This window comes from Halomonas sp. GD1P12 (assembly GCF_025725645.1).
In the GTDB taxonomy this organism is placed as follows: Bacteria; Pseudomonadota; Gammaproteobacteria; order Pseudomonadales; family Halomonadaceae; genus Vreelandella.
Window position 1 is genome coordinate 814,346 of the sequence record NZ_CP107007.1, and the last position, 14,856, is coordinate 829,201.

General features: G+C 63.1%; 12 protein-coding genes. 5 read left to right on the forward strand and 7 right to left on the reverse strand.

The features are described 5' to 3' along the window. Together OCT39_RS03845 and OCT39_RS03850 are read right to left on the reverse strand one after the other, a co-directional pair. Positions 1-867: an HlyD family secretion protein gene (locus tag OCT39_RS03845; RefSeq protein WP_263586375.1), complete on the reverse strand. Its 867-nt coding sequence runs from the start codon at positions 865-867 to the stop codon at positions 1-3. Next, on the reverse strand, positions 867-1,109 hold the full coding sequence (locus OCT39_RS03850; RefSeq protein ID WP_263586376.1) for a DUF1656 domain-containing protein: 243 nt from the start codon (positions 1,107-1,109) through the stop codon (positions 867-869). Before OCT39_RS03850 ends, OCT39_RS03845 begins: the two co-directional genes overlap by 1 nt. 223 nt (positions 1,110-1,332) lie before the next feature. Here OCT39_RS03850 and OCT39_RS03855 point away from each other — a divergent pair, with 223 nt between their 5' ends. Beyond that, the gene (locus tag OCT39_RS03855; protein WP_263586377.1) at positions 1,333-3,075 is read left to right on the forward strand and encodes a mechanosensitive ion channel family protein; all 1,743 of its coding nucleotides are present in this window, start codon (positions 1,333-1,335) and stop codon (positions 3,073-3,075) included. 122 nt (positions 3,076-3,197) lie between these two features. Here OCT39_RS03855 and OCT39_RS03860 read toward each other — a convergent pair whose 3' ends face one another. Further along, positions 3,198-3,797, reverse strand: a complete 600-nt coding sequence (locus OCT39_RS03860) for a nitroreductase family protein (RefSeq protein ID WP_263586378.1) — start codon at positions 3,795-3,797, stop codon at positions 3,198-3,200. Positions 3,798-3,949: 152 nt separating this feature from the next. Beyond that, complete coding sequence (locus OCT39_RS03865; RefSeq protein WP_263586379.1) at positions 3,950-7,096, reverse strand: MFS transporter; 3,147 nt, start codon at positions 7,094-7,096, stop codon at positions 3,950-3,952. A 275-nt stretch (positions 7,097-7,371) separates the two neighbouring features. Here OCT39_RS03865 and OCT39_RS03870 point away from each other — a divergent pair, with 275 nt between their 5' ends. After that, positions 7,372-8,226: a putative RNA methyltransferase gene (locus OCT39_RS03870; protein ID WP_263586380.1), complete on the forward strand. Its 855-nt coding sequence runs from the start codon at positions 7,372-7,374 to the stop codon at positions 8,224-8,226. A gap of 99 nt (positions 8,227-8,325) precedes the next feature. Here OCT39_RS03870 and OCT39_RS03875 read toward each other — a convergent pair whose 3' ends face one another. Both OCT39_RS03875 and OCT39_RS03880 read right to left on the reverse strand, forming a co-directional pair. Next, positions 8,326-8,532: a cold-shock protein gene (locus tag OCT39_RS03875; RefSeq protein ID WP_252106441.1), complete on the reverse strand. Its 207-nt coding sequence runs from the start codon at positions 8,530-8,532 to the stop codon at positions 8,326-8,328. Between the two features lie 232 nt (positions 8,533-8,764). Next, a complete protein-coding gene (locus tag OCT39_RS03880) occupies positions 8,765-9,976 on the reverse strand; it encodes an MFS transporter (protein WP_263586381.1) in 1,212 nt (403 codons plus the stop codon). Between the two features lie 100 nt (positions 9,977-10,076). Between OCT39_RS03880 and OCT39_RS03885 the strand changes: the two genes are divergently transcribed. Continuing rightward, a complete protein-coding gene (locus OCT39_RS03885) occupies positions 10,077-10,922 on the forward strand; it encodes a helix-turn-helix transcriptional regulator (protein ID WP_263586382.1) in 846 nt (281 codons plus the stop codon). 82 nt (positions 10,923-11,004) lie between these two features. Then, positions 11,005-12,270 (forward strand): dicarboxylate/amino acid:cation symporter, encoded by a 1,266-nt coding sequence (locus tag OCT39_RS03890; protein ID WP_263586383.1) that lies wholly within the window; start codon positions 11,005-11,007, stop codon positions 12,268-12,270. A 105-nt stretch (positions 12,271-12,375) separates the two neighbouring features. On the opposite strand, the gene OCT39_RS03895 is transcribed toward OCT39_RS03890, so the two are convergent. Further along, positions 12,376-12,549 carry a YqaE/Pmp3 family membrane protein gene (locus OCT39_RS03895; RefSeq protein WP_263586384.1) on the reverse strand — a complete coding sequence of 58 codons (174 nt, stop codon included), beginning with the start codon at positions 12,547-12,549 and terminating at the stop codon, positions 12,376-12,378. Between the two features lie 230 nt (positions 12,550-12,779). Here OCT39_RS03895 and OCT39_RS03900 point away from each other — a divergent pair, with 230 nt between their 5' ends. Then, the gene (locus tag OCT39_RS03900) at positions 12,780-14,831 is read left to right on the forward strand and encodes a TonB-dependent receptor family protein (RefSeq protein WP_263586385.1); all 2,052 of its coding nucleotides are present in this window, start codon (positions 12,780-12,782) and stop codon (positions 14,829-14,831) included. The last annotated feature ends 25 nt before the right edge of the window (positions 14,832-14,856 follow it).

Genomic DNA, 14,856 nt, shown 5'->3' on the forward strand with positions numbered 1-14,856 from the left:
CTACGCGTCGTCCGGGTGAATACGCACTGTGGCGGTCATGCCCACGCTCAATAGCGTATCGGCTGGCACCTCGTCGAGCACGATGCGCACCGGAATGCGCTGGGCCAAGCGCACCCAGTTGAAGGTGGGCGTCACCTGAGGAAGAAGCTGTGCGTTGAGCGTGGTATTGGCGTCGGCGATGCCGCGCCCGATGCCCGCCACGCGCCCGTTGAGCCGCGTATTGCCCTGCATCAGCGTGACGTCGGCGGGGTCGCCGACGCGGATCGAGGCCATTTTCGTCTCCTCGAAGTAGCCCACCACGTAGTAGGATTCTTCGCGAATCAGCGCCATGACCGGCGTGCCGCGGCTGACGTAGTTGCCTTCACTGAACTGTACGTTGAGCACGTGGCCGCTCGCCGGCGCGGTGACGCTGGCGCGCTCGAGGTCGAGTCTGGCGGCCTCGAGCGACGCCTGGGCCTGCTCCAGGTCCGCGGCGGCCACCTGGGCGTTGATCTGGGCGATCTGCTGGTTCTCTTCGCTGATCGCACGGCTGTTGCCCAGCCGGTTGCGCCGGCTCGCCTCGGCCCGGTTAAGATCGAGCGTGGCCTGGCGGTGGTTGACCTCGGCCTGGGCCTGGTCGAGGGCGGCCTGATAGCGCGCCTGGTCGATCTGAAAAAGCGCGTCGCCCTGGTCGACGTAGTCGGTATCGCCCACGCTCAGCGTGCGGACCCAGCCGGAGACGTCCGGGGCGATGGTGATGACGTCGGCGTGTACCCGGCCATCGCGCGTCCAGGGCGTATAGAGGTAGTAGCGCCAAAGCCAGGTGCCGGCGGCAATGGCCAGCGCCACCATGATCAGCGTAAGCAGTATGCGAAGCGAGGAGCGCATCAATAGGTCCCTGGCAAAACGGTGAAAACGAAGGCGATCAGCGCCGTGAGAATGACGAACAGCGAGACATCGAACCAGGCCTCGAACCAGAGCGCTTTCGATGACAGCACGACGTGTAACAGCGTGCGTATGAGCAACGTCAGGATAAACCCGGCCAGCGCATAAACGAGCAGTGGGCTAATATAAATCCCGCCGAGTGTGATCTCTTGAAGACCCATGATGTCCTTAGTGGTAACGATCATCGTCACACCAGACGCACGCCCTTGGCGAGGTATGGCAGTTGGAACGATTTAGTGTAGCGGTTAACTCATGTTGTCGCGCCAATTGGACGCCGTTGCGTTAAGCTTTGCGCCCTTGCGACCGGGCCCTGGTCGATACGAGGCCGGCACGACCGGTCGTGACTGTAGCAAGCGCCGCCGTTAGTTGTCCTGCTTTCGCCTGGCCGTATTATCAATGGAAATTCGCATGAAACGAAGTAGGTGGTGGCCTTTACAGGCGTTGGCGCTGCTCGCCTGGCTGTGCATCGGTGTGGCTCAGTCCCAGGCTCAGGCCCAGGAGGCTGGCAACGACGACGGGCTCTGGTTCTCGGTGGATGAAATCAACCCGGGGCTTGGCGAGCTTCCCGAAGACGTCTCCCGCGTGACGCCGCGCGACACGATCCGAAGCTTTCTCCAGCTGACCCGTGATGAGAACTACGCCGCCGCAGCGCACATTCTCAATCTCTCCGATATCGATATTGGCGAGCAGCGCGAGCGCGGCGCCGAGCTTGCCATGCAGCTCTCCGAGGTGCTCAAGCGCGGCGACTGGCTCTCCACCTCCAATCTTCCTGCCCGTCAGGATGCGGTGATCGAAAGCTCCCCCGGCGAAAACCCGATGGCCGGTAAGCCGCGCCGGAATATCGAGATCTCGGCGCTCGAAAGTGGTGGCGAGACCTACGACATCCGTCTGGGGCGCTATCACGTCGAGGATCAGGAGCCTGTCTGGCTGATCATGCCCGAAAGCGTGGCCTCCATTTCGATTCTCTACGACGCCTTCGGCCCTTCCTGGGTCGAAGAGCAGCTTCCCGAGCGCTTGAAGGTGTCGCTGGGCCCGCTCATGGTCTGGGAGTGGATCGCCATTCCGCTGTTTTTGTTGCTGATCGCCGCGCTCGGCTGGGTCGTCAACAAGGTCGTCGTATTCCTGGCGCACGTGCTGCCCACGGGCGGTATCAGCATCTTCGTTACGCGCATCAAGCTGCCCGTGTCGCTTTTGGTGATGTCGTTCATTACCCGCACGATGCTGGACTACGTGGTGTCGTTTTCCGCCATGGCCACGACCACGTTTCGGGTACTGCTGGTCATGGTCATTGCCTGGAGTCTGGGCTCCATCGCGCTGCGCCTGGTCGATACCATTTTGCTCAACATGGCGCGCAAGCTCGTGGGCGAAATCGACGACACCAAATCCCGCGACGAGCGCCGCTTTCTCACCTCGCTCTACGCCGCGCGCCGGGCGATCATCCTGTTCACCGTCGTGGGCGTGTCGCTCTACGTGCTGAGCCAGATCCAGCTGTTCGAGACCCTTGGGCTCTCCATTCTGGCCTCCGCCAGCGTGCTGGCAGTGCTGGTGGGTATCGCGGGTCAGGCGGTACTGGGCAACATTCTCTCCTCGTTTCAGCTATCGCTCGCCAAGCCGATCCGCGTGGGCGATCTGGTCATGTTCGAGGGGCAGTGGAGCTACGTCGAGGGAATCTTCTACACCTACATTCGCCTGCGGGTCTGGGACGAGCGTCGTCTGATCGTACCGGTGACCTACTTCGTCTCCAAACCCTTCGAGAACCTCTCGGTCAAAAGCTCCAAGCTCTACCGCTACGTGGAGTTGACGCTGCATATCAGCGCCAATATCAATACCCTGCGCAAGAAGTTCATGGAGTACGCCGAGCAGCAGGAGCACGTGGTCGAGAACCACCGCTTGATGTGCGCGGTCACGGCGCAAAACGGCTCGCAGCAAACCCTGACCTGCTACTTCGTCACCTCCGAGCCGCTTCTGGGCTGGTACACCGAGGTCGAGCTCAGGGAGAAGATGCTGACCTTCATCCGCGATCATCATCCCGAATGGTGGCCGCGCGACATCATGGTGGTGAGCCGTGAGGATATCGCCAAGGGCGAGGGCGCCAAAATGCAGAAGACCATCATGGCCACCTCCGCGCCCAAGCCGGAAAGCGACGATTGACCGGCGCGCCATGCAAAAGCCCCGCGGCGAGCGCCGGCGGGGCTTTTTTAGGTCTGCAGGTCGCGTCAGCGCTTAGGTCTGGCTGAAAAGTAGGCGAGCGCAGGCACTTTTTTAGACAGAGCCTAGGCGAAAACGCGAAAACGCTCGTTATCGTCCATGAAGGTTTTCTCACCAAATTCGCCTTCGTGAGAACCAAACGGCATCTGCGCGCGAAGCTTCCAGGTGGGCGGCAGGTTCCACTCCTTAGCCACCGCTTCGTCGATGATCGGGTTGTAGTGCTGCAGGCTCGCGCCGATGTTGGCCTCCGCCAGCGCCGTCCACACCGCGAACTGGGCGATGCCGGTGGAGTGCTCCGACCAGACCGGGAAGTTGTCGGCATAGAGCGGGAATTTCTCCTGCAGATTCTTGATCACATCCTGCTCTTCGAAAAAGAGCACCGTGCCGGCGCCAGCGGCGAAGCCGTTCACTTTCTTCTCGGTCGAGTCAAAGGACTCCGGCGGCACCATTTCACGCAGCGTATCCATGACGATCTGCCAGAACCGGCCGTGCGCCTCGTCGAACAGAATGACTGCGCGCGAGCTTTGCGAGTTGAACGACGACGGCGCCAGCTTCACCGCCTTTTGAATCAGCTCGGACGTTTCATCCTGACTCAGCGGGATCTCCTTGCCGATCGCGTACTGGCTGCGACGATTTTCGAAAACATCAATGGCGGGATTGGTCATTCGAACTCTCCTTGTAGATCGAGGATATGGGGGCTACGCCCCCGGGAGGTGCGTCATCGGAATGCGCGTAATTTAGATCATCGCGATGCGCTAATCCATCGGGAAAAGTCCGCGCATGGCGTGAAGAAAATTCGCGCAGGCGAGCCGCGCGGCTATCTCGAAGTCGCCGATGACACCAGCGTCAAAAAGCCGTCTGCATCCAGGTAGCCGTCGTCGTCGGTGACAAGCCAGATGTCGCCGTCGATCTCCTTGAGCGCTTTGGCCGTGCTCGCCTCATCGTTGAGGTAGCCCTGCATCACCTGAGGCCCGCTGATCAGTATTCGGCCGACGGCGTCGGTGGGCCTTTCTTGAAAGTTATCGACGTCGACGATCTTGATGCTGGTGCCGGGCAGCGGCATGCCGACGCTTCCCATCCGGGCGCCGCGCTGCACCTGCAGGTAGTTGACGTCGAGCGCGTCCGGCAGGTTGACCGTGGCGACCGGGGCGGCTTCGGTCACGCCGTAGCCTTCGAGGATCAGCTTGCGGAACTTGCGCTCGAAGGCGTCCCTGAGCTCGCCGTCCACCGGCTCGCCGCCGGCCACCACCACGCGAAGGCTTTCCAGCATGAGCGGATGCACGTCGTCGCTTTGCGTCAGCCGGCGCAAAAAAGAGGCGTTGGTGCACAGCACGCTGACCCGGTAGCGGGCGAGCGCCCGGGCAACACCGACGCTGTCGTTGGGCTCCTCGTGGCACACAAGCGGTAGCCCTTCGATCAGCGGTAAAAGCTGGGTCGCGGTCAGTCCATAGGCGTTGAACGGCGAAAGGCTTGCCATGATGGCGTCGCCGTGCTCGGTGTTGAGCGCATCCGAGAGCTGCTTGACGTTGGCCATCAGGTTACGGTGGCTAAGCTTGACGCCCTTGAGTCGCTCGGGCGTGTCGCCGGTAAACACGATGGCCGCCGTGGCGCCTGGCCGGCGTGCCCGGCTGTAAAGGCCGATCAGCACCCAGGCCGGCAGGCACCTGATCGCCAGCGCGGTTTTGATGCGCTCGCCTCGCCCGGGTACCAGGTCCTCCAGATACACCACCTGCCGGTCGGCAAGTAAAGCGTTGACGTCCACCCCGCGGCGTTCAAGGCGCGTAATATACGCGCGCGAGGTGACGATCGTGGTGATATGGGCGCGAGCGAGCACCGCCTTGAAAACGTCAGTGGCCTCGGGGTCGAGGTGCACCGGCGTCTTGTTCGCCGTGAGCGCAGCCATCGTGGTCAGCACGCCGTCGATACTCAAGGGCAGCAGCAGCCCCAGCGGCGCCTGGGGGCTGAGTGGAGCAAGCCGGCGGGCGAGCATGACGCTTTCGCCCAGCGCCTGGCGGGCGCTGAGCGAGCGGCGGGCGGTATCGATCAGCGCCGACTCCTTCGGGCGGCGTTTGACGCTTTTGATCCAGGCGTCGCTCAGGGTATCGAGATTCTCAAGGGCGTGATGCCAGGAGCGGGTCGCCTGATCGAAAATGCGCCGCTTGAGTACGTCCGCCGGGGTGTTTTTGGGCAGCGCCTCGCCAAAGGCGACCACGACCGCGCGATGAAGCGGCGCCTGGCGTAGGGTCTTGAGCCGCTCGGAGGAGCGCGAGAACTGGCTACCCCACAGCCCGCGCAGATAAAACGGCACGATGACCACGTCCGGGTTGGCCTTTTCACAGGCGCGCTGGTAGCCGCGGCGAAACGCGCCGAGCTGGCCGGTGCGGCTGATCGCGCCTTCGGGAAACAGGCACACCACCTCACCGGCGTTGAGCTGGGCCGCCACCGCCTCCAGCGCCTTCTCGGCGTTTTCGCCACGCTCGATCGGAATGCAGCCCAGCGCTTTCAAAAAGCCGCGCAGGTACCAACGCTCATAGACGCTTTTGAGCATCACAAAGCGCACCGGCCGGGGGCAGGCGATCTGCACCATCGCCCAGTCGATCCAGCTGATGTGATTACCGAGCAGCAGCACCCCGCCGCGGGAGGGCAGGTGCTCCAGACCCTGAACCGAGACCCGGTAGTGGCGGGTGAGCAGAAAGCTCAGCACGAAGCGCACCAGACTCTGGGGGAGTTTCACCAGGGTGTAGGCGCCGCCCAGCAGCGCCACGGCGGCGATCAGCACCAGCAGGTAGCGGCTATCGAGTCCGGCCATCACCATCAGCGCAGTGACGATCAAAAAGCCGAGCATGGTCAGGTGCTGGAACGCGTTACTCACCGCCAGCACGTAACCAAGCTCGCGCTCCTCGGCGTGAAACTGGATCAGCGCGTTGAGCACCACGATGAAGAGCCCGCCCATGGTGCCCAGGAAAACGAAGTTGAGCGCCTGGACCCAGGCAGAGGTGATGAACGGCAAACACATAAGCCCCAGCGCCATGCCGAGCGCGCCGATCGGAATCAGCCCGGTTTCGAGGCGGTTTTTCGAAAAGTGGCTGGCAAGCGTCGAGCCCAGCGCGATGCCCAAACCGCTGGCGGCGAGAATGCCCTGCAAAACCAGCGTGCTCTCGACGCCCAGCGCTCCCTTGGCGTAGGCGGGGAAGGTGGCCAGCAGCACCTGGCCGACGGACCAGAACGTGGCAAGCCCGATGATGCAAAGACGCAGCACCGGCTGGCGCGCTACGCGGTGAAGGCTTTGGCGCATCGAGCGAGCGCTCAGTGTGCGCTTGTACTGGCGCCGCCCGGACGGCTGCACCGGTTGATCCGGCGACAGGCGATAAAGCGCCACGACCTGCAGCAAACTGCCCGCTACCAGTAGCCAGCCAAGCGGTGCGACGACGGCCAGTACTTGGCCTGGCGTTGCGACGCTTGCGCCGATTTGCTGTTCGAACAGCGCGGTGAACACCAGGGTGGCGCCCAGAATCGCCGCAATGGTGATGGCCTGCACCAGGCCGTTGGCCTCGGCCAGGCGCTGCTTGCCAAACAGGCCCTTGATCAGCGCGTACTTCGCCGCCGAGTAAAACGTCGACTGAATCGCCAGCAAGAGCGTGAGCGCCAACGCCAGCCAGAAAAGCCCGGCGTAGTAGGCCGCGGTGATTGCAAGCGAGATGCCTAGCGCCAGCCAGCCAAATGCACGCAACACCCGCACGCGAGCGAAGGCGCTGGCGGCGAAGCCGGCGGGCATGAAGAGTACGATGAATGGCAGCAGAATCAACGCGTTCAACAGCGTCGTAAGCGCGATTTGGGCGCTGCCCTCGACGCTTTTGAACAGCGTGTTCTGAATCACGACCTTGTGGCCCAGATCGATGAAGGCGTTGAGAAAGATCGCGATCAGGTAGGGCCAAACGCCCTGGACGCTTAACACGTGCCACATGAAGAGTCAGCCTCGTCGTTTCGAAGTGCCTAGACTTTCTTTTAAGCGCGCCCCGGGTGCAAGCTTTTCGAGTGATTGCGCGCTTTTCGCACTCGATATGACGTGCTCGCCTGGTAGGACGGCGCCACTTTTTGGCCAGCTTTTTGATACGCTAGCCCTTTTGCGTTTAAGCCCGGTTGGCTAACCCGGTTGGCTCACCCGACGGGCGACAGGGCCACGTTTTCGAGTTCGGCGCCGTGCCGGGTTCACATCCCCTTCCATGAAGAGCCACTTTTATGTCGACGACTCCGTTTCAATCGCTTGCATGCCCGCTCGATGGTCAGCCGCTCTCTCTTGTCAGCGGCGCCTGGCGCTGCGCGGCGGGGCACAGTTTCGATATCGCCAAACAGGGCCACGTGAACCTTTTGCCGGTGCAGCAAAAGCGCTCCGTCGACCCCGGCGACAGCAAGGTCATGGTGGCGGCGCGCCAGCGCTTTCTGGGAACCGGCCACTATCAGGTCATCGCCGACGCGGTCAGCGCCGCGGCGCTCGAGGGCGCGTCAGAGAACGAACCGTTGACGTGTCTGGACGCCGGCTGCGGGGAAGGCTACTACCTGCGCCGTCTGGCGCAGGCGTCTGACGTCGCGCTTTCGCTGATGGGGTTGGATATTTCGAAGTGGGCAGTGCTCGCCGCCGCCCGGCAAAGCCGCCCGCCGTCGCCGGTGCTGGACATTCGCTGGGCGGTCGGTAGCAACGCCAGCCTGCCGGTGCAGAGCCAAACCCTCGACCGGCTTTTGTGCATGTTCGGCTTTCCGGTGGCGAGCGAGTTCGAACGCGTGCTGAAGCCCGGCGGCGTCTGGCTACAGGTCGAGGCCGGGCCCGAGCATCTGCGCGAGCTGCGCGAAATCATTTATCCCCGCCTCAAGGCGCCGCGCGCAGATGATGCCCCGACGCCCGCTGGATTCGAGCACGCTAGCACGCGCCGTGTCAGCGACCGCTTTACGCTGGAAAGCGCCGAGGAGATTGCCGATCTCTTGGCGATGACCCCGCATCTTTACCGGGCCAGCAGTGAAGGGCGGGAGAGGGCGCAGGCGCTCGAGACGCTGACGCTGACGATCGACGTGGTGATCAAGCGGTGGGTCAGGGCGTGATAACGGGCGCTGGAGGGAAGCGCCCAAACGCAAAAAGGCCCGCATGAGCGGGCCTTTTAGTGCGGGCTAGAGCCCGCTCAAACAGTCTAATCTAAAAGATTAAGAAGTCTGCTTGATGTTAGAAGCCTGAAGGCCTTTTTTACCCTGGGTTACGTCGAAAGATACAGTTGCACCTTCCTGCAGAGTTTTGAAGCCGTCAGCTTGAATTTCGGAGAAATGAGCAAAAAGGTCGTCGCCGCCGTCAGAAGGAGCGATGAAACCGAAACCTTTAGTGTCGTTGAACCATTTAACTGTGCCAGTTGCCATGTCTAAATCCTTTCGCGCAATGTGCGCTGTTATAACGTTCCTGGTATTACCCAGATGAAGTGGCGGGTGAAACAAGGAATACAATATCAGGCTGCCGAAAAGATCGTACGCTTCTGAAACCATGCTGCTTGCTAACCACTGGCCACACAGTGTCACGATTGGCGCGACGCGTCAAAGCCTTTTTGCATTTATTTTCACGTCTGGTCGGCAAGCCACCAGGCGGCGGGCGATCTCAGCGCCGGTGCGCCCTGGCAAGGAGCATGAGTTGCAAAAAAGCACCCAGCGCGGCAGCGCCGGCCGCTGCCAATGCCAGATGCCAGGGCGACAGCCCGCCGGCGAGGATCAGCCCGCCGGCACCGGCTCCCAGGGCGCTGCCGAGATAGAGCGCGGACTCGTTCAGCGCCACCGCCAAATGCGCATCGCCATGAGGGGCGCGCACCTGCATGAGCCGATTGTTCTGCGGCACCTGAAGCGCCCATCCCACGGCGCCCCACAAGGCGATGGGTAAAAGCGCCATTAGCGGGTGCTGGGCCGCGGCCAATGGCAGAGCGGTCAGTGCCATCGTCAGCACTAGCATGATGACCAGGGTGACGCGCGCCTCGAGGTAGCGGTCGACGAAGGGCCCGATCAGAAAGCTGCCTGCGATGCCGCCCACTCCCCATACCCATAGATAGAGCGCGATAGACGAGACGCCGCCGAAGGCGGGCACGGCCATGAACGGCGCGATAAAGGTATACATGCCAAGACTGGCGATCGCCGCCAGCAGCGACACGCTCAGAATGCCAAGCGTTGGCGGATGCTTCAACATGGCGAGCTTTTGCCGCAAGGGCGTTGGCGCGGGGGCGGGTAGGCGAGGCAGCTTGATGATAAGCCCGGCGGTGGCGATGGCCCCCAGGGCTGCTACGAGCCAGAAGGCCACCGCCCAGCCGAGGCGCTCGGCCAGCGCCAGGCCCAGGGGCACCCCCAGCACCGTGCCGCTGGCCATGCCGCCCATGATCACCGCCAGCGCTTGGCCGCGACGCCCCTCGCGTGAAATGGCTCCCGCTGCCGCAATGCCGAGTGCCAGGTACACGCCTGCTGCCACCCCGGCGACACCCCGCCAGATCAGCAGTGCGATGAAGCTGGTGCTCATCGCGCAGAGCGCGTTGGCCAGCACGAACACCACCAGCGCAGCGATCAGCCCCTCGCGCTGACAGCGGCCAGGCAGCAGCGCCACGACCACCGGCGAGCCCACGGCGTAGGCCAGCGTGAAGGCCGTGACCAGCTGGGCCGCCGCCGCATTGAGAATAAAGAGCTCCCGAGTGATCAGCGGTATCAGCCCCGCGGTGACGTAGGACGCCACCCCCAGGGCAAACGCGCCTAACGCGATCAGCGCCACGCTGAGTCGCGTCGAAAAACGGGTAGCGTCTGACGACGAAAAGGATGATCGAGAAGAGAGGGACATGGGCGCTCCGGTCGGGCGTGAAAAAATGAACGCCGCCATATTGAAGCGCGATTTAAAGGGGTACAATTTAACCCTTTATGCTATTACAAAAGGTATCCGCGTGACCCAAACACGAACGCTTGCGCGTACCCGCCCCGAGCTCGGCGCGTTTCTGAAAAGCCGCCGCGAGCGTATCGCCCCTGAGGCGGCGGGACTTCCCAGCGGCTCGCGCCGGCGCACCCCCGGGCTTCGCCGTGAAGAGGTGGCCGCCCTTGCCGGCGTCGGCGTGACCTGGTACACCTGGCTCGAGCAGGGCCGCGATATTCGCGCCTCGAGCGACTTTCTCGAGCGCCTGGCGCGCATCTTCAAGCTCGATGCGACCGAGCGGCGCCATCTGTTTTTGCTGGCCCACCAGCGGCTTCCGTCGGAGCCCGGCAAGACCTGGTGCGAGGTGCCGCCGCTGGTACACCGGCTGATGGCGGATCTGCCGACCCGCCCAAGCTACGTACTCAACCTGCGCTGGGACGTGCTGGCGTTCAATTCCGCCGCCGATGCGCTGTTTGGCTTCTCTCGCCACGCGGTTGAGGCGCGCAACCTGTTGTGGCTGCTGTTCACCGACCCGGCCATCCGCGCGCTGTTCGACCCCTGGCAGGCCCAGGCGCGGCAGATGCTGGGAAGCTTCAAGCGCGACGCCGCCCGCGCCCCGGCGGACCCGGCGCTGAATGCCCTGGTCGAGACGCTCAGTCAGGTCGACGAGGAGTTTCGCGTCTGGTGGCCGGACCAGGAGATCCATGGGCCTTGTTTGGGCGTGCGCACGCTTAGCGTGGCGCCACTCGGCGCGGTGGAGGTCGAGCATATTTCATTGACCATCGACGACGAGCGCCACCTGCGCCTGGTCTATTACGCGGCCCGGGATGACGCATTGGAGACATTACTGAAAGAGTGCGTGACGCCTGGTGAGAGTTAAAGCGCGCCAGGGCGTCTATACTCCCGCCCAGCCGGGTTCGCCCGCGAGGCGGTATTCATTTGAGCAAGTTGGGGCAAGAATCATGAAAACGTTACTGCAGGGCTACCTGCGCACCTCGTTGATTCTGCGCGTCAGCATCGCGCTGGTGCTGGGGGTGCTCACCGGGCTGTTCGGCGGCGAGACGCTGATCGCGTGGCTTTCACCGCTTGGCGATTTGCTGCTGCGCCTGTTGACCTTTTTGATCGTACCGATCGTGCTTTTCACGCTGATGGTGGGCATCAATCAATCCCAGGAAGGCAGCGTTGGGCGTATCGGTGGCAAGGTGCTGCTCTATTATCTCGCCTCGTCGGCGCTGGCGATCGTCGTGGGGCTGGCCGTGGCCTCGCTGTTCGATCCGGGCAGCAACACCACGCCCCAGGAGGGCATGAGCTTCTCGGTGCCGGAGAACCCCGGCGTGGTCGAGGCGCTTTTGAACATCGTGCCAAGCAACCTGTTCGGCGCCTTCGTCGAGCTGAATATGCTGGGCATCATCTTCACCGCGCTGGTGTTCGGCATCGCGCTTTTGAAGATGCGCCAGACCTCGCACCAGCGCGCGCTGGGCGAGCGCCTTTACGAAGTGCTGCAGGCGTTGAACGAGGTGACGCTCAAAGTGATGGCGGGCGTGCTTCACGTCGTGCCGATCGGCGTATTCGCCATCGTCGCCGGCACCGTCAGCCAGCAGGGGCTTGGCACGCTGTTGGCGCTGGGCGATATGGTGCTGGTGCTCTACGTGGCGCTGGCCGTGCAGCTGGTGCTTTACTGCGTGGCGCTACGCTTTTTCGGCGTGCGCCTTCGCACTTTCTTTCGCGAGGCACGAACGCCTCTGGCCACGGCGTTTGCCACGCAAAGTAGCGCCGGGACACTGCCGCTGACGGTGAATGCGGCGCATCGGCTGGGCATTTCGAAAAGCATCTACGGTTTCAGCCTGCCGCTGGGCGCGACCATGAACATGGATGGCGCCGCCATTCGCATCGCGATCTCGGCGGTGTTCGCCGCCAACGTCATCGGTGCGCCGCTGGACTTCGCCAGCATGGTGCAGATCGTGCTGATCGGCACGTTGGTGTCCGTCGGCACCGCCGGCGTGCCCGGCGCCGGGATCATCATGATTTCCACCGTCTTTACCCAGGTAGGCTTGCCCATCGAAGTGGTGGGGCTTTTGACCGCGATCGACGCACTGGTGGGTATGGGCGCAACCGCACTCAACGTGACCGGCGATCTGACCGGCACGGCGCTGGTCGCGCGCAGCGAAGGCGAGGCGCTCGATGGGGTGGTGGAGGAGACTCATGACGAGACGCTTGAAGCCTCATGATCGCAGCCGCGACGCCTGAATGAAAATTCGAACAAAAAACGGGGCGCTCAAGGCGCCCCGTTTTTTCGATCTCGTCACCGGCGGGTGAGGATCAGTACTTCAGGATTAGTACTTCAGGATCACGTAAAGCGCGTGAATGATGCCTGGAATGAAGCCAAACAGCGTCAGCAGAATGTTGAGCCAGAAATGGCCTTTAAAGCCGACTTCCATGAAGACGCCCAGCGGGGGCAGCAAAATGGCGAAAAGTATCTTGATCGGGTCGGTGGCGGTCAGGGCCATAAAGCCTCCAATGCTTATTCAATAAACGAGCAACGGCCTGTCGCTCGGCTTAGCGAAAAGTGTAGTTGCCCTTGAGGCAGTGTGCGAATGTTTAACGTTTATAGCGTCGGCTATTTAAGTTTGCCCCGACGGCTCGCCATCTCTAGCCTGACCCCTTATCCTGCGCTTCTTTCTCTATTGCCGGGCCTTGTGCCCAAGCGTTACTGCGCTCATTAACCCATCGAGGCCCCATGAAAATATTGCTGCCGCCCACCTTTTTTCTGGCCAGCGCCATGGGCGTCCAGCCCGTATTGGCCCAGACGACCCCCGACGAGCAAGCGGTCACCCTCGCGCCGGTCCAGGTCAGCGCTCCAAGGCTCGCCCGCGAGCTCTACGCTACCCCGGCGGCGGTGTCGACGCTGGGTGAGGACGAGATTCAGCGCGGTCAGCAGCGCGTGCGCCTGGACGAGTCGCTCGTTCGCGTGCCCGGGGTGTTCGTGCAAAACCGCGATAACTTCGCCCAGGGCCAGCGTATCGCCATTCGCGGCTTCGGCGCCCGCGCCCCGTTTGGCGTGCGCGGCATCACCGTGCGCGTCGACGGCATTCCCTACACGCTGCCCGATGGCCAGGCAGCGCTCGACGCCATCGACCTGGACAGCGCCGAGCGCATCGAGGTGATTCGCGGGCCCTCCTCGGTGCTATATGGCAACGCCGCCGGCGGGGTCATCGACATCACCACCGCCGATGGGCGCAGCGATCCGGGTTCCAGCGTGCGCGTCGAGGCGGGCAGCGACGGCTACCAGAAGCTTTCGCTTCAAAATGGTGGCCAGAATGGCGACTGGTCTCACCACGTGAGCCTTTCGGGCTTGAACGTGGACGGCTACCGCGAGCAGAGCTCCACCGAGAAGTATCTGCTCAATGCCAAGCTTCGCCGCGAGCTGGGAAGCGAACGCGCCTTGACCGCGATCGTCAACCTGCTCGACAACCCGCGATCAGAAGACCCGGGCGCGCTCAACGCCCGCGAAGTCACCCGGGGCCGCCACCTGGCCGCGCCCAATTCAGTCGCGCTGGACGCACACCAGAACGTCGACCAGCAGCTGGTTGGCCTGCAGTACGAGGATCTGAGCGCGGGCCCCGGTGAGCTCTACGTGAAAGGCTTCTACGCTCGGCGCGATTTCGAGCAGCAGCTGCCCTACGTTGGCGATAGCCGGCTGGGCTATGAGCGCGACTATATTGGCGGCAGCGCCGAGTACCACCACGCCATCGAACTCGGGACGCTGCCGCTGGATTACGTCGTCGGTGTGGATGTCGCGCGCCAGGAAGACGATCGCTTTCGCAACGACGTCAGCGGCGCGGGGGCGGTGGGCGAGCAGGTGGCCCGCGAAAAGCAGACCGCGACGGCCACCGGCGCGTTCGCCCAGGGCGACCTTGGCCTGACGGATCGGCTCACGCTGTCGCTGGGCGCGCGCTTCGATCGCGTCGAGCTCGAGGTCGACGACCGCTACCTTGACGACGGCGATCAAAGCGGCGATCAGACCTTCAACGAGTGGAGCGGCTCGGCGGGGCTCAGCTATCGCTACCGCCCGCAGCATCAGGTCTATCTCAATACCGGCACGGCTTTTGAAACGCCGACGTTTGCCGAGTTCGCCAACCCGGCCGGCGGCGGCTTCAACCCCAGTGTGGAGCCGCAGAAATCCTGGAATCGCGAGGTGGGGCTTCGCGGCTACGTGGCGCCGCTTGCGCTCGACTACGATCTGGCGCTCTTTTCAGTGCGCGTGCGTGATGAGCTGGTGCCTTTCGATGAGGGCGGGCGTACCTTCTACCAGAACGCTGGCAATACCGACCGCGACGGCATGGAGCTCGCGCTTGGCTGGCAGTTTTTGGATCAGTGGCGTCTCGACAGCGCCCTGACGCTCGCGCGTTATACCTTCGATGAGTTCGCCACGCCTACGGCGAACTTCGACGGCAACCGCATTCCGGGCCTGCCGGAGCAGACCTGGATCAGCCAGCTCACCTGGGAAGGCATGGGCGAGCGCTTCGCCACGCTCGAGACCGAATACATCGGCGATCTGCTGGCGGATAACGCCAATGAGGTCGAGGCGGACAGCTACTGGCTGGTGAACCTGCGCGTCGGCGACGGCTGGCAGCTCGACGAGCGATCAAGGCTCAATGCGTTTGTTGGCCTGCGCAACGTCTTCGACCGGGAGCACTATTCCAACGTGCGCTTGAACGGCACCTTCGGGCGCTACTATGAGCCGGCGCCGGGGCGCAGCGTCTACGGCGGTGTGGAGCTTACGTTCTAAACCGCTAAATGCGCGTTACACGCAA